The sequence below is a fragment of the Micromonospora sp. LZ34 genome (assembly GCF_052981855.1).
Genome location: NZ_JBRIQN010000016.1, coordinates 1 through 19,129, shown reverse-complemented (window position 1 = coordinate 19,129; position 19,129 = coordinate 1). Strand labels below are relative to the sequence as shown.

Sequence of the window (19,129 nt, the reverse complement as noted above, 5' to 3'; positions counted from 1 at the left end):
GGTCGTGTCATTCCCCCGCCAGCTCACCGCGTCCGCGACGTGGTGACCGCGTCCCACGACGCGGACGCGCTCGCCTCGTCCGCGCAGCCGCCCGCGCAAGCCGGCGCGAACCTTGACGGCGCGAGCGCGGGTAATCCCTCCCGGCCGCCGACCACACTCGACTGGGGGTCGGCCGCCGGCTGGCCGCGGGAGCGCCCGCCGATCCAGGTGGCCGTCATCGAGGAGATGGGGTTGTTGCGTGCGGCGCTGCGCGCCGTGCTGTCCACCGAGGACGACATGGAGGTCGTCGCCGACGTCGGCAACGTGGGCGACCTGCCCGCCGTGGTGCGTCGCTGCCCACCGGACGTGGTGCTGCTCAGCCTGGCAGTCGAGGTGCCCGATCCGGCCGCGGTGATCGCGGACGTCGCCGCCGAGGTTCCGGGCGCCGCCGTGCTGGCGATGAGCAGCCGGTGGAGCCCCCGGGTGCTCAAGGCGGCGGTGCAGGCCGGGGCCCGGGGCTTCGTGGGCAAGGACGGGCCGCTGGACGAGCTGATCCGGATGGTCCGCTCCCTCGCCGCCGGGGAACGGGTCATCGACCCGGCCGCCGCCGTGGCGGTGCTGAAACCCGCGACCTGCCCGCTGACCCACCGGGAACTGGAGGTGCTCCGCGCGGCCGCCGAGGGCCTGCCGCTCAAGGAGATCGCCCGGCGGCTCTTCCTGGCGCACGGGACGGTGCGCAACCACCTCTCGGCCGTGCTGCGCAAGACCGGCGCCGGGAACCGGCTGCAGGCGGTCCGGGAGGCCCAACGGCACGGCTGGCTGTAGCCGGCCGGGCCCCGTCGCCGAGCGGGACGACGCTCGCCGTGTTGGAATGACGACGGTCGGTCACCCGGAGTCGCTCGTGATGGGAGTGGTACGCCGTGATTCGCACCCTGCTCGCCCTCGACGGCGCCCTGGTCCGGGGCGCCATGACGCTCGTCCTCGACGCCGAGGACGACATCAGGGTGGTGGCGGAGCTGGACCGGGGCGACGCGGTGGGGCCGGCGCTCTGGGCGCAGCTGCCCGACGTCGCGGTGGTCGACCTCGACCTGGTGGACGCCGCCGTGGCCACGGCGGCCAACCCCTGTCCGCTGCTGGTGCTCACCGATCCCCGCCGGGCGCGCGGCCTCGGCGACATGCTCTCCACCGGCCGGACCGTCGGCGTCCTCGGCAACAACGTGCCACCGCAGGCCGTGGTCGACGGCGTCCGGCGGCTCTCCCGGGGGGAGCCGGTGGTCGACGCCGACCTGGTCGTCGCCGCGCTCGACGTCGACCCGCATCCCGTGGGCAGCCCGCTGACGGCCCGGGAGACCGAGGTCCTGATGCTGACCGCCGCCGGGTCGCCGGTCGCCGAGGTCGCCGCGTCGCTCGGGCTCGCCCCGGGCACGGTCCGCAACCACCTGACCCGGATCACCCGCAAGTGCGGCGCGCGCACCCGGGTCGAGGCGGTGCGGGTGGCCCGGGACGCGGGTTGGATCTGACGGGCGCCCCCGTCACCCGACCCGGCGACGCGCCGCCCGCACCGGCGGCGGGACGTCGTCCCAGTACCCGACGAGCTGCCGGTAGGTCGCCGACCGGGCCAGCAGCTCCGGGTGCGAGCCGAGCACCGGGCGCTCCCCGTCGAGCAGCAGCACCCGGCCGGCCCGGATCGCCGAGCTGATCCGGTGCGCGACGACCACCAGGGCGCCGGCGCGACGCGCGAAGGCGTCCTCGACGACCGCCTCCGCCGCGGGGTCCAGATGAGACGTCGCCTCGTCCAGGATCACCAGCGGAGCGGACGCGAGCCAGGCCCGGGTCGCGGCGATCAGCTGCCGCTCCCCCGCGGAGAGCGCGGCGGGTTCCACCGGGGCGGACAGGCCACCGAGCCGGGCCGCGAGGGCTCCGGCACCGAGCGCGTCGAGGGCCGCCTCCAGCACCGCGTCCTCCGCCTCGGGCCGCAGGTAGCGCAGGTTGTCGGCGAGCGAGCCGGTGAAGACGTACGCCTCCTGCGGCACCAGCACCCGCAGGTCAGCCGCTGCGGCGGGCGGGAGACCGGCCAGCGGAACGCCGGCCAGTTCGACCGCGCCGGCCTGCGGCCGGAGCAGCCCGGCCATGATCGCGGCCAGCGTGGACTTGCCGACCCCGCTCGGTCCGACCATCGCCAGGTGCCCGCCCGCCGGCAGGGTGAGCGAGAAGTCGGCCAGCACCGGCCGCGCCCGTGGGCCGTGGCGGAAGGTCACCGCGCGCAGCCGGACCGCCGGGGCGGGACCGGTCCCGGCGCGCCGGCCGGGTTGCCGGGGCAGGTCCACCGGGCCGCCCGGCCGGACCGGCGCTGGGCTGGTACGCAGGATGCGCTCCAACGTCACCGCGTAGCGCAGCCCGCCACCACCCACCCCCTGCACCAGGGCGTGCAGGGCGGGTTGCAGCCCGGTCCCGACGTAGACCATGGCGCCGAGCACGGCGCCCGCGGTCAGGCCCCGCCGCACCAGCCACGGGGTGGCGAGCAACAGCACCGCCAGCGGCAGCCAACCGCCCAGCCCGAGGCTGAGGCTGCGCAGCGCGGTCATCCTGGCCAGGGTCCGCTCCGCGGCGGCCTGCCCGGTCACCTCCCGGCCAACCGCTTCGGCGATCCGCTCCTGCGCGCCGCAGGCGACGACGTCGCGGTGTCCGGCCAGCACGCCGGCCGCCGACCGGCCGAGCGCCTCGCCGGCCCGCACGTACGCGCGCTGGTGGGAGATCATCGCGGGCAGCGCCGCGCCGAAGACGGCCAGCCCGGCGAGGAGCGGGACGGCGACCAGGGCCACCACCACCGGCGCCAGCGCGAGCAGGCCGAGCAGGGCCGCCCCGGCGGCGAACAGGAAGCCCCGGACCACCATCAGCAGACCGCCGAAGGTGTCCCGGACGATCTCCACCTGGTGGGTGAGCCGGGTGGCGGCGGCGCTGTCGGGTGCGCCCCCGCTGGCGGTGGCGTCGCGCAGTGCCCCGCGGACCACCCGGCGGGCGAGGTCGTCGCGGAAGGGCTCCACCACGGCGCCCAGGCCGCGGTACACCCGCCCGGTCGCCGCCGCCCCGACGAGCACGGCCAGCGCGAGTCCGGCCAGCCAGGCCAGGCCGGTGCCGAACCGGCCGGCGAGGAAGCCCTCGTCCACGGCGCGGGCCACCAGGTATCCGGACAGCAGGGCCGGCAGCGACTCGGGCACCGACCACCCGGCGAGCCGGCCGAGGTCACGGCGGCGGGCCCGCAGCGCCGCCCAGGTGACCCGGCGTACTCCCGCGCCGGTCATGGTGGGCCGCCGTGGGCCGGGCCGAAGACCGCCCGGTAGTCGGGGTCCGCCCAGAGCCGGGCGTGCGGGGCCAGCGCGCGCAGCCGGCCGCCGTCGAGCCAGGCGACGGCGTCCGCGGCCGCCGCCGTCGCGATCCGATGGGTCACCACCAACCGGGTACGCTCGCCCGCCCGGCCGGTCACCGCTCGGGTGACCCGGTGTTCGGTGGCGGTGTCCAGGCTGGAGGTCGCGTCGTCGAGGATGAGCAGCCGTCGTGCCGCGAGGGCGCGGGCCAGACCGAGCCGCTGCGCCTCCCCGCCGGAGAGCGGGGCGTCGACCAGCCGGGTGCGGAAGCCCTCGGGCAGCCGGGTGACGCAGTCGTCGACCGCCGCGTCCCGGGTCGCCCGCAGCACCGGCGCGGTGGCCGGCGATCCGTCGGCGGGCGGCGCCGCCGCGTCGGCGGGCAGGGCGAGACCGACCGCATCGTGGACCGTCGCGCCGACCAGGACCGGCCGGTCGAAGGCGTGACCGACCGCGCGGCGCAGCTCCGCCCGGCTCAGCTGGGGCAACGGCACGTCGTCCAGCAGCACCTCGCCCTCGTCCGGGTCGTACAACCGGCCGGCCACGGCGGCCAGGGTGGACTTGCCAGCGCCGGAGGCCCCGACCACCGCCACCGTGGCGCCGGCCGGGACGGCCAGGTCGACGCCGTGCAGGACGGGCCGGCCGTCGTCGCCGCGTACGGTCACCCGGCGCAGCCGCAGCACGCCCCGCCCGGGCGGGAGGGCACGGTGGCCGTCCGCCAGCACCGGCCGGTCGAGCACGTCGGCCAGCCGACGGGCGCCGGCCCGGGCCCGGACGAGCCGGTTGAGGGTGGCCACCACCGCGCCCAGCCCGGCGCCCAGGGCCGCGTACCGGACGGCGGAGACCAGCTCTCCGGGGGTGAGCCAGCCGCTGGTCAGGGCGTATCCGCCGACGGCGATCACGGCGAGGTTCAGCAGCGGCGCCACGGCGGCGGTGCGCGCGCTGGCCCGGGCCAGCAGCCGCCAGCCCCGCCGGCCGTGGTCGGTCAGTTCCGGCAGCGGCGCCAGCACCCGGTCCTCCTCGCGTCGGGTGGTCGCGGCGGCGGCGATCGTCCGGGCTCCGGCCAGGGACTCCAGCAGCCGGCCGGCGATCGTGCCGAGGGCCCGCTGGTAGTCGGCGGTGGCCGCGGAGGCGTCGGTGACGAAGGCCCGCATCAGCACGGCCATCAGGGCGAGCCCGCCGAGGAGGGTGATCCCGAGCAGCGGCTCCAGCAGGGTGAGCGCGACGACGCTGCCCAGCGGTGGCAGCAGCGCGACCACGCCGAAGACCAGTGCGTTCCCGGCCTGCCCGGCGTCGGCCGCCTGGCCCACCAGCCGCCCGACCAGGTCACCGACGGGGTACCGGCGGGTGACCCGGGTGTCCAGCGCGAAGAGGTGCCGCAGCAGCAGCCCGCGCAGCCGGGCGGTGGCCCGTGCGGCGCCGTACCCGACCGCCAGGTCGCCGACGGTGTCGGTGACGATCAGGACGGCGATCAGGCCGCAGGCGACGACCGGCCACCAACCGGCGCCGCCACCGAGGGCGGCGTCGACGGCGAGCCCCAGTGTCGCCGGCAGCAGCAGTTCGGCGATCGCGCCGAGCACCGCGACCACCGCGAGGGTGGCCGTCCAGCCACCGCCGTGCCGCACCGCCCGGCGCAGCAGCCGGTCCCCGGCGGTCCGGTCGTCCATCCGGTCCTCCTGGTGCGCGTAGGCCCCGGGCGGGTACGTCTACCCGCCCGGGGCTCCGCTTGGTGACCTGGTCAGTTGCAGGTCGTGACGGACAGCGAGCTGTCGCCGCAGAGCAGCAGGCTCGCCCGGCTACCACCGCCGGTGCGGTCGGCCGGAGCCATCTCCAGGCCCTGAAGGTCGAGAAGCGCCATGTCGTGTCACCTCCTCTACTGGTTCCGGTCGTTCCGGTCGCCCCCGCTGCCGCGGGGGAGTTTCTGGGCGCCCGGCAGGGGCGCGAGGAAGGGCAGGGTCACCGGCTGGTCGTGCCGCGCGGCGGCGACCGCGAGGAGCACGCCGGCGGTGCCCGTGCCGAGGTCCATCGAGAGCCGGAGCAGTTGCTCGCCGGGGAAGGCGATGCCGTCGCGGTACGGCAGCGCGTGCCAGGCCAGCCGGCGCACCTGGCTGTCCAGTTTCCGCCGCCGGTCGGCGTCGCGGGCGGTGGCGGCGAGGTACGCGATGATCCCGGCCCGTCCGGCGAAGAGTCCCGACTGGGCGTAGAAGGGCGACCGGGCGGCCCGGGCGACTCCCGCGCTCGCCTCGGCGAACCGTTCGTCGGCGCGGTGCCCCAGGTACTGGTCCAGGACCAGCCCGATGCCGGCGCTTCCCCGGCCGAGGTACGGCATGGTCCGCCAGCCCTCGTCGACCTCCAGCGCACCGTCCGGGCGCACCACGCACCGGCGCAGGTCCTGGCGCAGCGCCGTGGCGGCGTGGTCCAGCAGTGTCCCGTCGCCGGTGAGCTCGTAGAGCCGCAGCAGCAGCAGCGCCGGCCCGGTGCGGCCGCGCAGCAGTCCCGCGTACGGGTGCCGGCCGCCGCTGACCTCGCCGCCGGGGTCGTCGGCGAGCTGGTCGACGACCCGCTCGGCGGCCCGGAGGGCGGTGTCGTGCAGGGTGGCTTCCCCGGTGCGGACGGCCAGTTCGGCGAGGTTCAGCGCGATCCCGGACAGTCCGCTCTCCAGGCTGTGGTCGAGCTGCTCCCAGGGTTCGGCGAGGCAGATGTCGAGCACGTCGAGGGCGTCCTGGCGGCGGCCGAGCCGTTCCAGGGCGTACGCGACGCCGTGCAGCCCGTCGTAGAAGCCGCACCGGGTGCCGGACTCCCGCGCGGTCGCCCGCCGGACCAGCCAGTCCTCGTGTTCCGGCCACTGCCCGGCCCCGCTGGCGGCCAGCGCGTACAGCACACCGGCGGCGCCGTGGGCCAGGTTGAGCCCGCCGCTGCGGAACTGTTCGATGTCGCCGGGGAAGAGCCGGTCGTCCCGCTGGGGCGTCGCGCTGGCCAGGATCGCGCCGGTGAGCCGGTCCCGCAGCCCGGGCCAGTCGTCGGCGGTCAGGTGCCGCTCCGGGCCGGCGCTGCCGGCGCGCCCGACGGCGGGGGGTGCCGTGCCGTCGGCGCCGGACGCGGGGGTGCCGAGGATCTCCGCGACGGCCGGGTCGAGGAAGGACCGCGGGACCGGGAAGGCGCCGGCGATCACGTCGGCCAGGTGCGCGGCCTTCGCCGGCGCGAGCCGCACCAGCTGGGTCAGCGGCAGGAACAGCGCCAGGCGCAGGCAGGCGAGGGCGTACCGGTCGACCGCCGGTCCGCTCCGGTCGCGTGGCGCGGCGAAGCCCTGGTTGCGCAGCCCGGGGCGGCGGTGCCCCTCGGCCGGCGCGGCGACCTCGAAGTCGACCAGGACGACCCGGTCGTCCGGGCGGATCATGATGTTGAACAGGTGCAGGTCCCCGTAGACCAGACCGCGGTCGTGGATCGCCTCGATCACGGACTCCACCTGGGCGTGGATGTGCCGGGCCCAGCGGGCGTAGTCCGCGCGGTCGTCGTCGGTCGCGTCCGCGTCGATCAGCGGGTACCGCTCGACCAGCACCTTGTTCAGCGGCAGTCCCTCGATGTATTCCAGGGCGAGGAACCGGTGCTCGCCGAGGGTGAACTCGTCGTGCACCCTGGGCACCTGCGGCAGGTCCGCGAGCTGGCGGAGGGTGGCCGCCTCCCGGGCCAGCCGGGCGACCGCGTCGGTGCCGTCGGCGTCCAGGCCGGCGTGCGGCCGGGCCTCCTTGAGCACGACGGGGGTGTCGGTGCGCAGGTCGCGGCCGACGTAGAGGCCGCCGCCGTTGGAGAAGTGGATGACCCGCTCGATCCGGTAGGGGACCTCGTCGGTGCTGGTCGCGGCGCGGGCGGCGAGGTGCGGGGCGAGGAAGTCGGGCAGGGTCACCCACGCCGGTACGTGGAAGACCGGGTCGCGGCGGTCGGGCACCAGCGTGCCGGAGTCGTCCTCGACGGCCGGGACCACCTGGCCGTCCGGGGAGAGGCAGTACCGGGCGGCGAAGCCGCCGTAGCGCACGTGGACCGGGCCGGCGCCGTAGCGCAGGTCGCTGAGGATGTAGGGCCCCTGCTCGCCGGCGAGCAGCTCGTCGAGTTCCTTGCAGGTCAGCTCCAGCTCGGCGTCGTCCCGCGGGTAGACGGTGACGAACTTGCCGCTGGCGCCGCGGTTGGCGTACTTGGAGTTGCGCAGCAGCAGGGTGCGCGGGCTGCGGATGAACTTGAACGACAGTCCCCGCGGCACGCAGTAGTCCCAGACCGCCGCCAGCACCCGCTCGGCGTTGGCCAGACCGGCCGAGACGTGGATCTTCCAGCCCTGCTGCGGCAGGGAGCCGCCCTCCGGGCCGTAGATCAGCCAGTCGCCGAGCGGTTCGCACCGCCAGCCGGCGGGCACCGGACGCTCGGCTGCGGCGAAGGCCGACTTGTCCACCGAGCTGCCCAGGGAGTCGTAGAACAACGGGTCGGCGGCGCAGTAGCTGTCGTAGCGATCGTCCACGTCACCGCTCCCTTCCCGCAGGTCCCGGCCGGTGTGGCTGCCGGCGATGGGATTGAGTTTCGTCGCTGCGGGAGGGCCGTCCCAGTGCGCTTAGTCATGACGTGGCTGTGCGTGGTCCACGGATACCTATGACACAAGTCATGGCTGGGCGGTGTGGACGGTCGGCGCACCCTCATCCGGCCGGCCACCCCGGCATCGGCCGGTGGTGGCGGGCTCCGGCTCAACCGCGGACCGCCGCGCGAGGCCGAGCCGTGGCTCAGGCCAGGGTGCGCAGCCGCTCGTCGAGCGCGTCGAGGTCGGGCACGAACCAGATGTGCTCGGCGCGGTTCGACTCGTGCACGAGGGCGCGCAGGGCCGAGCTGGTGGCGAGGTGCCCGGAGATGTCGCCGACCACGGCCAGCCGCAGCCGGTAGTTGACGAACTTCTGCATGACCTCGCCGGCGAAGCGGGTGCCCAGGGAGAAGAATCGCTCGTCGAGCCGGGTCGCCGGGACGGCGACCACCTGGGCGCCGAGGAAGGCCGCGCCGATCAGGTCCAGCGCGTCCTGTTCGGTCGCGATCGTCGGGCCGGCCGGGTCGCAGACCAGGACCGGCACGCCGGCCCGCTGCTGCAGCACGTCAGGCATCGTCCTCGCCCTCCCCCGCCAGCAGGCCGTTGTCGCCGTCGAGCACGGCGTCGACCAGGCGCAGCAGGTCGGCGGTGGCGGTCGCGCCGCCGATGATCACGATCTTCATTCGGTTCCGTTCCTCGTCGTGGACGGTCTGGACGCGCAGCGGCTGCCCGGAGTCCCGGCCGGTGTTCACCGCGGCCAGGACGAGCGTGCCGAGCCGGTCGGCCGCGGCCCGGTCGACGCCCTCGACCTGCACGATGCTCGACACCTCCACCGGCGCCACGGCGGTGGGGCGGGCCGGCCCCGGCCGCCCGGTCAGCGCGTCGAGGTCGGCGCGGGCGATGCGGTACTGCTTGCCGATCCGTACCGCCCTGAGCCGGCCGGCGCGGATGTAGCCCCGCACGGTGCGTACGTGCAGGCCGAGCCGGTCGGCGACCTGCTCGACGGAGTACACTTCTTCGCTCATCGCTCCCTAATTTACGCGGCATAGGGAACGATAGGGAAGTTCGTCTGCCGGGTATGGCGGGTGTCACGGCTCGGCGCGCCCGTCGGGCGCGCGGGGCCACGGCCCAGGCGCGGACTCCCTACGCTGGGCGGCACCGGCACATCGAGGAGGTCGCCATGGACCGCTACGTCGCCCTGCTGCGCGGCGTCAACGTGGGCAACGTCCGGATCGCCATGGCCGACCTGCGCCGGCTGGTCACCGACCTGGGGCACGACGACGTGAAGACGTACCTGCAGAGCGGCAACGTGGTCTTCGGCAGCACGGTGCGCGACGCCGGAAAGCTGGCCCGGGGCATCGAGAGGGCGATCGCCGACGAGCTGGGGCTGACCGCGCCGGTGCTGGTGCGCAGCGGCCGGGAACTGGCCGCGGTGGCCGGCGGCAACCCGTACGCGGAGCACGAGGACGATCCGACGAAGCTGCTGGTCGCCTTCCTGGCCACCGCGCCCGCGAAGTCGGCGGTGACCGCGCTGACCGTGCCCGGCGGTGAGAACGTCGCGTTCACCGTGACCGGGCGGGAGGTCTACCTGCACTACCCCGAGGGCGGGTACGGCCGCTCCAAGTTCACCAATGCCTACCTGGAGAAGAAGCTGGGCGTGGTGGCGACCACCCGCAACTGGCGGTCGGTGCAGACCCTGGCGGAGATGTCGGCGGGCTGACGTAGCGCCGCGGGGCGACTGTCAGTCCGGCCGGTAGGCGACGATCGCTCGGCCGGCACCGATCATGGCCGCGGCGGCCCGTTCCCGATTGTCGAGGTACGCGGCGGTCATCGCTCCATCGCGCAGCATCGCAATCTGCTGGGCGGCGAGTTCGGGCTCCGGGTGGTGCAGCAGACCGGCCTCGACTGGCTGCGGCGGCAGGGCCACTGACCCGCTGGGGTGGACGGCACGCCGCCGTCCACCCCGGCCGGTCAGAAGTGGTACGCGGTGCCGTACTCGGGCACCAGCACCCGGCTGCGCGGCGACACCCGCCGGATGGTGGCGATCAGCTCGTCGAGGCGCCTGCGGTCGTTCGGCGCCACCGGCACCGGGTTGCGCAGCTCGGTTTCGAAGTTGTCGAAGTGCACCGGCACCACCACCTTCGGGTGGTCCAGTGCGGCGAGCAGCCGGTCGGCGTAGTCGGCGGTGACGGTGGTGGCCTGCAGCGCCACCATCGCCACGTCCGGGGCGAGACCGGTCAGGTTCCGCTCGGCGAAGTCGCTGGCGCCCATGAAGAACACCGCCGGGCCGCCGTCGATCCGCAGCTGGTAGGCCAGCGTGTCGCCCTCGGGCAGGTCGGCGATGGTGGCCGGCTTCGGCGGCGGGCTGACCCGCACCCCCGGGAAGGCCAGCGAGTAGGACACGTTGCGGCTGTGCAGCGAGGCGACCACCTCCACGGTGTAGCCGTCGAAGTCGAGCACCTCCCCGCCCTTGACCGGGCTGAGCTGCCCGGACGGCACCCCGTACGCCAAGCCGAGGTGGTAGGCGGTCAGCGTGCCGAACACCCGGGCGCCGGTGCGGCCGGCGATGTACGGGACGTCCATGTAGTGGTCCCAGTGGGTGTGCGTGACGAGCACCGTCTCGGCCCGGTCCGCCAGGGCGTCGACCACGTCGGTGCGGACCTCCAGCCGGGTGGACTGGTTGAAGGCGCCGGAGAACAGCCCGGTGTCGAGGCGGCTCAGGTAGGGGTCGACCAGGACGGTCCGGTCGCCGATGTCGACCCGCCATCCCGACGTACCCCACCAGCGGAAGCTGACCGGGCCGCGGCGCCGGCCGGCCGGGGCGGCAACCGGCGCGGTGGCCGGCGGCGCGGCCTGCGCGGGGGCGGCCAGGGCGGCGCCGGTGAGCCCGGCGGTGGAGACCAGGGCGGTGCCGGCGGCGGCGTCGCGGAGGAACCGGCGGCGGTCCAGGTTGGGCATGCGGAACTCTCCCGTCGTGGTGCTGATCGGTCGCCCCAGAGCCAACCAGCGCCACCGGCGCCCGGTCCAAGATCGGCGGCCGACACGGTCGATATCCGCTCCGATATCAGGCCAGGTCAGCGGGGGGCCGGCGAGCCGGACCCGGCCGAAAGATCACCCGGCGCGCAGCGCCTCGACCGCCGCCCGGGCGGCCTCGCCCATGGCCAGGTCCACGTCGATGCGCCGGGTGGCGAGGTCGGCCACCCGGGCGAAGACCGCGATCGCGTACCGGCCGCCGTCGGGGTACTCGGCCACCCCCGCCTCCAGGTGCAGCCCGGGCAGGCTGCCGGTCTTGCCGGCGACCCGCACGCCCGGCGGGAAACCGGCGGCGAGCCGGGTCCAGAACAGCTGCCGGGCCATCCACTCCCGGACCATCGCGCAGGCCTGTGCCGGACCGGCCTCGTCCCGCCAGATCAGGCCGAGCAGCCGGGTGATCTCCCGCGCGGTGCTCGACGTCGTGTGCGCGGGGTCGAAGACCCGCATGGCCCGGACCCGCTCGACCGACAGGGTCGGGAAGATCCGGGCGAAGTCCGCCTCGGTACGCGCGCCGACGTCGGCCAGCATCGACTCGGCGAGCTGCCGGGGGCCGCCGACGATCCGGGTGCGGGACAGCCCCAGCTCGGCGGCGAGCATCGGCAGCAGGTCCGGGCCGACCCGGCGCAGCAGCAGGTCGGCGGCGGTGTTGTCGCTCACCGACATGGCGAAGTAGGCGAGGTCGCGCAGCGACACCTCGGCGTCGTCGGCGCAGCCGGCGATCCCCCAGCCGCCGAGCCGGTCCCCGGCGGTCACCAGCACCCGCTCGCGGGGGTCGAGCTGACCGGCGACCACCTGCCGGGCGAACTCCAGCACCAGCAGGATCTTGAAGATCGAGGCGATCACCACCTGCTCGTCGGCCCGGACCGCCACCTCCCGGCCACCGGACGCCGGCCCGTCGCCGGCCCGTCGCCGCCCTGCCGGCCCCCCGCCGGCCCGGCCAGCTCGACCACGTGCAGGTTGGCGGTGACTCCCACCCGGCCGAAGATCTCGTCGAGCCGCTCCCGCACCGTCACGTAAGGCACGGTAGTGGTCACCGGGGGCAGGGCGGGGCGGCGGGTGCGCCGTCACCCCTGGCGTAGCCTGCGGCGGTGGACCTGCTCCGACACCTGCGGCACTTCGTGGTGGTCGCCCGGGAGCTGCACTTCGGGCGCGCCGCCGAGCTGCTGGGCATGGCGCAGCCGCCGCTGAGCCAGTCGATCCAGCGGCTGGAGCGGGAACTGGCGGTCGAGCTGTTCGACCGGTCCCGCCGCCAGGTGCGGCTGACCACCACGGGTGAGCTGCTGCTCGCCGAGGCCGAGGAGCTGCTCTCCGGCGAGCGCCGGCTGCGCAACGTGCTGCGGCAGGTACGCGAGGGCGCGCTCGGCGTGCTGCGGGCCGGGGTGCCGCCGGAGACGCCGGCGGTGAGCCTGCACGAGCTGCTCGACCGGCTGGCCGACCGGGCGCCCGGCCTGGACGTGGAGCTGCACGAGCTGACCAGCGGCGAGCAGGAGCGGATGCTCGCCGAGGGGCGGCTCGACGTGGGGCTGCTGCACCATCCGGTCGCCGACGACGGGCTGCGCTTCGGCGCGGCGGTCGACGTAGCGCTGGGAGTGCTGCTGCCCCGGACGTCCCCGCTGGCCCGGGCCCGGGAGATCGAGCTGGCCGCGCTGGCCGGCCTGGACCTGGTGGCCGCGCCCCGGGCCACCGCGCCGGGCTGGCACGACCACCTGCTCGACGTCTGCCGCCGGCACGGGTTCGCGCCGGCGCGGGTGCGCCCGGCCCGCAACCCGGAGTTCCTCTTCGGGCTGGTGCTGGCCGGCGGCGGGGTCGCCGTCGAGCCGGCGGCGCTGGCCCGCCGGGAGCCGCGGCTCGCCTGGCGACCGGTCGCCGACGCCCCGCTGGTCAAGCGGACCTCGGCGGCGTGGCCCCGCCGGGCCGCGCACCCGGCCGCTCCGCTGGTCGGGCAGCTCGCGGCCGAGGTGCTGGCCGTCGCCGAGCCGCCGGCGGCGCCACCGGCGGCGCCGGCGCCGCGGCCGTGGCGGGTGCTCTTCGACGCCGCCGGCTGAGGCGGGGATCACCGGTGAGAAACCCCGGCCGCGGGGTACGCGGACAGCTGGCAGACGGTACGTGGAAGCGCATCCGCGACCCGGCGACGACCGGCGAAGGAGCCGCAATGGCGAACACGATCCCCGACATCACCCTCAACGACGGCAACACCATCCCGCAGCTCGGCTTCGGGGTGTTCCAGATCGAGCCGAAGGACACCGTCGCGGCGGTGCGCAAGGCCCTCGAGGTCGGCTACCGGCACATCGACACCGCCGAGATGTACGGCAACGAGGCCGAGGTGGGGCAGGCGATCCGGGAGAGCGGCGTGGACCGCGGCGAGGTCTTCGTGACCAGCAAGCTGAACAACGCCTTCCACCGCCCGGACGACGCCCGCAAGGCGTTCGAGTCGACCCTGGCCGAGCTGAAGACCGACTACATCGACCTGTTCCTGATCCACTGGCCGCTGCCCACCCGGTACGACGGCGACTTCGTCTCGACCTGGCAGACCCTGGCGGAGTTCCAGCAGGACGGGCGGGCGCGCTCGATCGGCGTGTCGAACTTCCAGGTGGCCCACCTGGAGCGGCTGGCCGCCGAGGCCCGGGTGGTGCCGGCGGTGAACCAGATCGAGGTGCACCCGTACTTCGGCAACGAGGAGGTGCGCCGGTACGGGCACACGCACAACATCCTCACCGAGGCGTGGTCGCCGATCGCGCAGGGCAAGGTGCTCGGCGACCCGACGATCGTCGACATCGCCGCGGAGGTCGGCCGGACGCCGGCCCAGGTGGTGCTGCGCTGGCACGTGCAGCGCGGCGACATCGTCTTCCCGAAGTCGACCACCCCGGCCCGGATCGAGGAGAACTTCCAGATCTTCGACTTCCAGCTGGACGACGTGACGATGGAGCGGATCACCGCGCTGGACAGGGGTGAGGCGGGGCGGCAGGGGCCGAACCCGGACACCTTCGACTACATCCCCGCGTAACGGAGCGGAGGGCGGCGGCGCTGGTGGGAAGGGGGCCCGTGCGGGCCCCCTTCCCGCGCGAAAGGACTGCGCTGCCGCGATGATGCGCCGCCGTACCCCGTTGTTGCTCTTGTCGGTGCTGGCCCTGGTCGGTTCGGCGGCCTGCGGCCCGGTCGGGGCGGCCGAGGCGCCCCGCTGGTCGGCGCCGGTGTCGGCCTCGCCGACCGCTCCGGCGCCGCAACCCGCCCCGACCTCCACGGCCGAGGTCCGCAGCCGGGTGAAGGCGGCGATGCTGGACCTGGACGCTACGTTCCACCCGGAGACCGCGGAGTTCACCGAGGAGAACAGCGAGGCCTGGAAGCTGATCTCGCTGTGCCGGGACAGCCTGCCCTCGGACCGCAAGCGCACCGCCTACCGGGAGCGGGTCTGGGACGGTGAGACGGTCTGGATCCGGCAGTACGTGGTCGGCTACCTCAAGGTGCCCGGGCGCAAGCTCGCCGACGAACTGCGGGCCGTGCTCAAGACCTGCAAGAAGTACGAGGTGCCGAACGACGGGCGCACCTCGGAGATCGTCCGGCCCACTCCCCCGCCGATGCCCGAGGGCCCGGACACCATCACCTTCTGCGAGAAGCTGATCGGCCAGGCCACCCGGCACCAGTGCACGCTGCTGCTGGTCCGGGGCAACTTCGTGCTCCAGGTGGACGCCTCGGCGGACGACGGTAACCTGGCCGCCGGCAGCGAACTGCTCGCCAAGATCGCTCCGCTGGCCACCGCCGCGCTGCAGCGGGCCACCTGAGCACCCGCCGTGGGGCGGGCGCGGCCCGGGGCCGCGCCCGCCCGTCCCCCCGGCGGTGAACCCCCCGGTCAGATCCGGCCCACCGAGTCCTGGTTCTGCAGCACCAGCCAGCGGCCGTGTTCGTAGGTGTAGCTGAGCCCGATCAGCAGTGGGACCCGGGTTCCGGTCGCGGGCACCGCATACACGGAGTCGAAGAGCACGAACCCGGTCCGGCAGCCGACCACGGTCCGCTTGGCGATGTGGAACGACTGGGTCCACGAGTCGTCGGCGAAGAAGCCGCGCATCCACTCCACGGTCGCCGCCTTGCCGTCCAACACCTCCCCGTCGGAGGCGAAGATCGCGGTGACGTCGGGGTGCAGCAAGGCGGCGAAGCCGTCCAGGTCACGGCGGGCCGTGGTGTCCACGTACGCCTGCACGGCCCGGTCGAAGGCGCGCTCGCACCCGCGGTGGGCCGCGGCGTCGTCGGAGACCGGCGCGGCGGCCGCGGCCGGCGCCGTGGCAAGCAGGCCGGCGGCGAGACCGGCCAGGGCGATCGCGCGGCCGAGCCGGCCGGCGGCGAAGGCGGGTGGGCGCATCGGATGCTCCTTGTCGACGAGGTGGTCTGCCGCGGCAGCCAACCCGGGCCGCCGCACCGGCCGGTAGTGATTCGAGCCGGCTCGAATGTCCCCCGCCGATCGACACCGCCCGCTGTACGATCCGCCTGTGCTGGTCGCGCATCTGGACGGCCCGAGCCTCGCCCGGCTCCGGTTGGCGGTCTCGCCGGCGTCGGAGGTGACGTCCTGGCTGCGAGCCGCGCTGTCCCGGTTCGGCCATCCGGTGCACGGCGACCCGGGCCCCACCGCCCGGGCCGCGTTGCGGCACCCCGATGTGGCCCTGGCCGCGAGCCTGGTGACGCCGGCCGGCCGGGGCGGCTACACCCCGGACCTGCTCACCCCGAAGCCGCCACTCGGCCCGCTCGACACGGCCTTCGACCAGCAGTTGGCGGCGACCGCCGCGACGCCGGCCGACGAGGTGGTCGTCCAGGTGGCGGCCCGGTTCCCCGACGGCGGCATGCCGGTGGAGGTCCGGGCGGCGGCGGAGGACGGCACCCTCGCCCGGCGGGTCGCCGCCGGCCTGTGGGAGTTCTGGCGGGCCGCGCTCGCCGACCAGTGGCCGGCGCTGCGGACCGCGCTGGAGGCGGAACTGGGCCGGCGGGCCACCGCGATGGCGACCGCCGGGGTGGGCAGCGTGCTGAACACCCTGCATCCGAAGGTGGGCTGGACCGGCCGGTCGCTGACCATCGACAGTTCCTACCGGGGCAGCACCGAGCTGGCCGGCGCGGAACTGGTGCTGGCGCCCTCGGCGCTGGCCTGGCCGCAGGTCTGGACGCAGCTCTGCGACCAGGGCAACGCGGTGCTGGTCTACCCGGTGGGCGCCGGCCGGGCGGACCGGCGCCCGGCGGGACGCCTCGGTGACCTGCTCGGCGCCAGCCGGGCGGCGATCCTGACCGACCTGGACGTGCCCCGGTCCACCGGGGAACTCAGCGGCCGGCACCGGCTGGCCCCGGCCACCGTCTCCTACCACCTGGGGGTGCTGCTCCGCTCCGGGCTAGTGGTCCGCGACCGGGACCGGCACACCGTGCTCTACCGGCGGTCCGCCCACGGAGAAGGGCTGGTCACAAGGCCCTCGCGCTCGATGAGCGAGCCGATCTGACGCTCGTTTGGTCAGGCTACGGCGACGGTGCCGCCATGTCGGGCACTCAGCGGTAGCACCGCCAGGCGTACGGATCGCCGGGGTTCGACGTCCGTGCAAAGGCACCCGAGTCGTACGTGTCGCGGCAGGCGACGTCCATGTCGACGATGGACGCGGAGAGAAGCCTCGTACATTGCCACCGCCCGTCGTCGCGGGCGTCCGCTGACCCCCCGGTGTACCGATCGCAGTACCGCTCGACCATGTTCCCCACCCCACGGCCACTCGACGGGCCGAGCAGGACCGGGCCCGAGCTCTGCGTCGGGGTCGGCGCGGCCTGGGTGGGCGTCGGGGTCGGAGTGGTGGAAGCCGACGGTGTGGCGCTGGGCGTGGCGGACGGTGTGGTCGAGGGTGTGGCGCTGGGCGTGGCGGAGGAGTTCCCTAGTGTCGCAGAACCGGACGGCGTGGACGGTGTCTCCGGGAGGGTGATCGGCTCCCCGAACGGGTCCGGCGCGATGGTGGCCGCCGACACCGGTAGCTCACCTTCCGGCGGCCGGCCCGCCCCCCAGATGAACGCCAGAGCGCAGACAAGTCCTGCCAACCCGAGCCCGCCGACCGGGATCAGCCAGCGTCGCCTCCGGCTGGCCGGCCGTGGGCGGGCATCACGCTCCCGGTTGTGCTTCCTTCCGGGTCGCGCACCCGCGTCCGCGTCGGGGCCATGCGCGTCGAACTCCTCGTGGCGGTACTCGTTGCGGCCGGCGGAATCGGCGTGCGAGTAGTACTCCTCGTGGGCGTGGCCGGTCTCCGGTCGGGCGTACCCTTCCCGCTGCGCGGCGTATGCATCCTGGTCGTGCGCGGTGTACTGATAGCTCTGGTCGGGCTCGTCGTACGCCGGCTCGGGGTGGACCAACGGTTCGGACGGCGGGTACGCGTGCTCGTGCTGAGGGTCGTACTGCCCGTACTCATCCTCGTACTGCGGGTACGCCCGGTGCCTTGCGTGTCGCCCGCTGTGCTCCGCGTAGGTGCCCTCCGGAGGGTACGACTCCCGGTACTGGTCCGACACGTCCTCGCGCCACTGCGGCGCGGCAGCCTCCTGCCGCGCATAGTACGAGTCGGAATCGCCTGCTTCCAGCCGCGACTGTCGGGCGATCCAACTGTCAACGACACTCGCCGCGTCGTCGTGATATTGGGCAGTCCCCTCGGCGGAACGAGCGGTCGATCTCTCGGCCACGGTCGCCGGCCTCCTCGAAGAGCACAGGTGCAGACAGCTAGATGACCTTACTCACCATCGGCCAAAAGTCCACCCGACCTATCGCACGAACAGGCGACGAACGACTCCGTTCGTCGGCCTCGCTCAGCAATGCGAGATCCGGAACTGGCCCGGAGGAATGATCAAGCTTTCGAGATACCGGTTCGAGTCAGGCGCGGCTAGGGGAACCTGCGTCCCGACAGGTCGACACCCCAGCGTCGACAGCATCGGGCAGACCCCGAAGCCCAGCGTGCAGGCAGCACGGGCGCTAGGCGGCGCATTGCGGTGAGCTTGGCATTCGTCGCGGCACTGACGCCCGTAGCCGCAGAGCGGGTGCGGCTTGTGCTCGCGTCATGAACCAGCCGATGAAGTCTTCTCGGCCTCGCGCAGGCGGCTTCGAACTCGCCCCAGTCCTCAGCGAGAGAGGTAGGTGGTCGAATGGGTTCACGGCTGCGCGGGAGAGCACGACTGCGCGGCGGGCGTTCATAGCCGCGGCGCAGCTGCCTATCTGCCCGGTGCATTGCAGGTTGCGGCAGTTGCCGTCCTGTCCGGGTTGGTGGGCGGCGAGGACGTCGATGGCGAGGCGCCATAGCAGCGGGTCGGTGACGTCGTCGGGCACTGCGGTGAGACTTCCCGGTCTTTCCCGGTACGGGTGGGGCATCGTGAGCGCCTTTCATTGAGGTCCCTTCGCCGTCGCGTCATGCGATGCGCTGAGCGGAGGTTCCCGCTGCGCATCGACGATGACCGCACAGATCCACGCTCACCTTTTGTCGAAGGTCAAGTCGCAGGTGGAGGCGACCAGCCGGGCTGTAGCGGCGGCCTCGCCCTAGAAGGTCCGGGATGCAAATGCGGCGAGGCAGCGCGACGAAGCCCGATGTCGGTGCCACCGGCGACCGCCGGGGACCGGGAGCCCCGGCGGGATCTGGAGCGACGAGTGTGAGCGTGCTGCCACTACTCGAAGTCGTCGGGCCCGTGGTCGGAAAGGGCGATGGCGAGGTCGGCGAGGGTGAGCGGGCCGGGGTGGCCGTGTAGCTGCCACAGCGGTCCGGCCGGGCCGGAGCCTGTCTGTTCGGCGTGGTCGCGGCTGGCGGTGGCGACGGGTACGGAGACCGGGATCGCGGCGAGGTGCTGGTGGAGGTGGTGGGCGCGGTCGACGGAGTGGAGCCAGAACAGCACCGGCCAGCGGGGGCCGCCGGCTTCGGCGAGGCGGGCGTAGCCGACGAGTTTGCGCACGAGTTCGGTCAGGGGTTCGGTGCCGGTGTCGTGTTCGAGGAAGAACGGCACCCGCGCGTCGGGGGTGGTCCAGATGCCGTGGCCGTCGGGGCGGATCGGCGCGGCCAGGGCGTGCAGGTTGACAGGGTCGCCGGGGCGGGCGAAGGCGCCCGTCTGGGCGCAGCGAGACTCCGGCCACCACCGGGCGAGGACGTGGTCGGGGTGGGTGCGGGCGTGGCCGGCGAGGTCGGTGAAGAATCGGTTGACGCCGAGGCGGTGGCCGAGGGTG

Annotated in this window: 20 protein-coding genes; 7 read left to right on the top strand and 13 right to left on the bottom strand. The window is 74.5% G+C overall.

Annotated elements, in window-relative coordinates; all coding sequences use genetic code 11:
• The first annotated feature begins 39 nt into the window (after positions 1-39).
• Positions 40-804 (top strand): LuxR C-terminal-related transcriptional regulator, encoded by a 765-nt coding sequence (locus tag ACVCAH_RS18340; RefSeq protein ID WP_447137375.1) that lies wholly within the window; start codon positions 40-42, stop codon positions 802-804.
• Positions 805-899: 95 nt separating this feature from the next.
• Positions 900-1,499 carry a response regulator transcription factor gene (locus tag ACVCAH_RS18335; RefSeq protein ID WP_447137374.1) on the top strand — a complete coding sequence of 200 codons (600 nt, stop codon included), beginning with the start codon at positions 900-902 and terminating at the stop codon, positions 1,497-1,499.
• A 12-nt stretch (positions 1,500-1,511) separates the two neighbouring features.
• Here the strand turns inward: ACVCAH_RS18335 and ACVCAH_RS18330 are convergent, their stop codons facing one another.
• The 6 genes from ACVCAH_RS18330 to ACVCAH_RS18305 form a co-directional block, all read right to left on the bottom strand.
• On the bottom strand, positions 1,512-3,281 hold the full coding sequence (locus tag ACVCAH_RS18330) for an ATP-binding cassette domain-containing protein (RefSeq protein ID WP_447137373.1): 1,770 nt from the start codon (positions 3,279-3,281) through the stop codon (positions 1,512-1,514).
• The gene (locus tag ACVCAH_RS18325; RefSeq protein ID WP_447137372.1) at positions 3,278-5,008 is read right to left on the bottom strand and encodes an ATP-binding cassette domain-containing protein; all 1,731 of its coding nucleotides are present in this window, start codon (positions 5,006-5,008) and stop codon (positions 3,278-3,280) included. Before ACVCAH_RS18325 ends, ACVCAH_RS18330 begins: the two co-directional genes overlap by 4 nt.
• Positions 5,009-5,079: 71 nt before the next feature.
• Positions 5,080-5,199 carry a SapB/AmfS family lanthipeptide gene (locus ACVCAH_RS18320; RefSeq protein WP_013734295.1) on the bottom strand — a complete coding sequence of 40 codons (120 nt, stop codon included), beginning with the start codon at positions 5,197-5,199 and terminating at the stop codon, positions 5,080-5,082.
• 15 nt (positions 5,200-5,214) lie between these two features.
• Complete coding sequence (gene lanKC / locus ACVCAH_RS18315; RefSeq protein ID WP_447137371.1) at positions 5,215-7,848, bottom strand: class III lanthionine synthetase LanKC; 2,634 nt, start codon at positions 7,846-7,848, stop codon at positions 5,215-5,217.
• Positions 7,849-8,104: 256 nt separating this feature from the next.
• Positions 8,105-8,473 (bottom strand): DUF4180 domain-containing protein, encoded by a 369-nt coding sequence (locus tag ACVCAH_RS18310; RefSeq protein WP_447137370.1) that lies wholly within the window; start codon positions 8,471-8,473, stop codon positions 8,105-8,107.
• Positions 8,466-8,924 (bottom strand): helix-turn-helix domain-containing protein, encoded by a 459-nt coding sequence (locus ACVCAH_RS18305; protein WP_447137369.1) that lies wholly within the window; start codon positions 8,922-8,924, stop codon positions 8,466-8,468. Before ACVCAH_RS18305 ends, ACVCAH_RS18310 begins: the two co-directional genes overlap by 8 nt.
• A gap of 155 nt (positions 8,925-9,079) precedes the next feature.
• On the opposite strand from ACVCAH_RS18305, the gene ACVCAH_RS18300 reads away from it, so the two are divergent.
• Positions 9,080-9,619, top strand: coding sequence for a DUF1697 domain-containing protein (locus ACVCAH_RS18300; protein WP_447137368.1), 540 nt, complete (start codon positions 9,080-9,082; stop codon positions 9,617-9,619).
• 21 nt (positions 9,620-9,640) lie between these two features.
• Here ACVCAH_RS18300 and ACVCAH_RS18295 read toward each other — a convergent pair whose 3' ends face one another.
• From ACVCAH_RS18295 to ACVCAH_RS18280, 4 genes are all read right to left on the bottom strand, one after another.
• Entirely contained in the window at positions 9,641-9,826 is a 186-nt protein-coding gene (locus ACVCAH_RS18295) for a hypothetical protein (RefSeq protein WP_447137367.1), read from the bottom strand.
• A 44-nt stretch (positions 9,827-9,870) separates the two neighbouring features.
• A complete protein-coding gene (locus tag ACVCAH_RS18290) occupies positions 9,871-10,857 on the bottom strand; it encodes an MBL fold metallo-hydrolase (RefSeq protein WP_447137366.1) in 987 nt (328 codons plus the stop codon).
• A 153-nt stretch (positions 10,858-11,010) separates the two neighbouring features.
• The gene (locus ACVCAH_RS18285; protein ID WP_447137365.1) at positions 11,011-11,802 is read right to left on the bottom strand and encodes a serine hydrolase; all 792 of its coding nucleotides are present in this window, start codon (positions 11,800-11,802) and stop codon (positions 11,011-11,013) included.
• Complete coding sequence (locus tag ACVCAH_RS18280) at positions 11,772-11,945, bottom strand: hypothetical protein (RefSeq protein ID WP_447137364.1); 174 nt, start codon at positions 11,943-11,945, stop codon at positions 11,772-11,774. The genes ACVCAH_RS18285 and ACVCAH_RS18280 overlap by 31 nt, the downstream gene beginning before the upstream one ends.
• Positions 11,946-12,020: 75 nt before the next feature.
• Between ACVCAH_RS18280 and ACVCAH_RS18275 the strand changes: the two genes are divergently transcribed.
• The 3 genes from ACVCAH_RS18275 to ACVCAH_RS18265 all read left to right on the top strand — a co-directional run bounded on the left by ACVCAH_RS18275 (position 12,021) and on the right by ACVCAH_RS18265 (position 14,711).
• The gene (locus ACVCAH_RS18275; RefSeq protein ID WP_447137363.1) at positions 12,021-12,977 is read left to right on the top strand and encodes a LysR family transcriptional regulator; all 957 of its coding nucleotides are present in this window, start codon (positions 12,021-12,023) and stop codon (positions 12,975-12,977) included.
• A gap of 107 nt (positions 12,978-13,084) precedes the next feature.
• Positions 13,085-13,936, top strand: coding sequence for an aldo/keto reductase (locus tag ACVCAH_RS18270; RefSeq protein WP_447137362.1), 852 nt, complete (start codon positions 13,085-13,087; stop codon positions 13,934-13,936).
• 79 nt (positions 13,937-14,015) lie between these two features.
• Positions 14,016-14,711: a hypothetical protein gene (locus tag ACVCAH_RS18265; RefSeq protein ID WP_447137361.1), complete on the top strand. Its 696-nt coding sequence runs from the start codon at positions 14,016-14,018 to the stop codon at positions 14,709-14,711.
• A 68-nt stretch (positions 14,712-14,779) separates the two neighbouring features.
• Here ACVCAH_RS18265 and ACVCAH_RS18260 read toward each other — a convergent pair whose 3' ends face one another.
• Positions 14,780-15,286 carry a nuclear transport factor 2 family protein gene (locus ACVCAH_RS18260; protein ID WP_447137360.1) on the bottom strand — a complete coding sequence of 169 codons (507 nt, stop codon included), beginning with the start codon at positions 15,284-15,286 and terminating at the stop codon, positions 14,780-14,782.
• Positions 15,287-15,413: 127 nt separating this feature from the next.
• Here ACVCAH_RS18260 and ACVCAH_RS18255 point away from each other — a divergent pair, with 127 nt between their 5' ends.
• Positions 15,414-16,403: a DUF5937 family protein gene (locus tag ACVCAH_RS18255; protein WP_447137359.1), complete on the top strand. Its 990-nt coding sequence runs from the start codon at positions 15,414-15,416 to the stop codon at positions 16,401-16,403.
• A gap of 46 nt (positions 16,404-16,449) precedes the next feature.
• On the opposite strand, the gene ACVCAH_RS18250 is transcribed toward ACVCAH_RS18255, so the two are convergent.
• Positions 16,450-17,610 (bottom strand): hypothetical protein, encoded by a 1,161-nt coding sequence (locus tag ACVCAH_RS18250; protein ID WP_447137358.1) that lies wholly within the window; start codon positions 17,608-17,610, stop codon positions 16,450-16,452.
• Positions 17,611-18,579: 969 nt separating this feature from the next.
• A partial coding sequence (locus ACVCAH_RS18245) for a replication-relaxation family protein (protein WP_447137357.1) occupies positions 18,580-19,129 on the bottom strand: 550 nt, incomplete at its 5' end.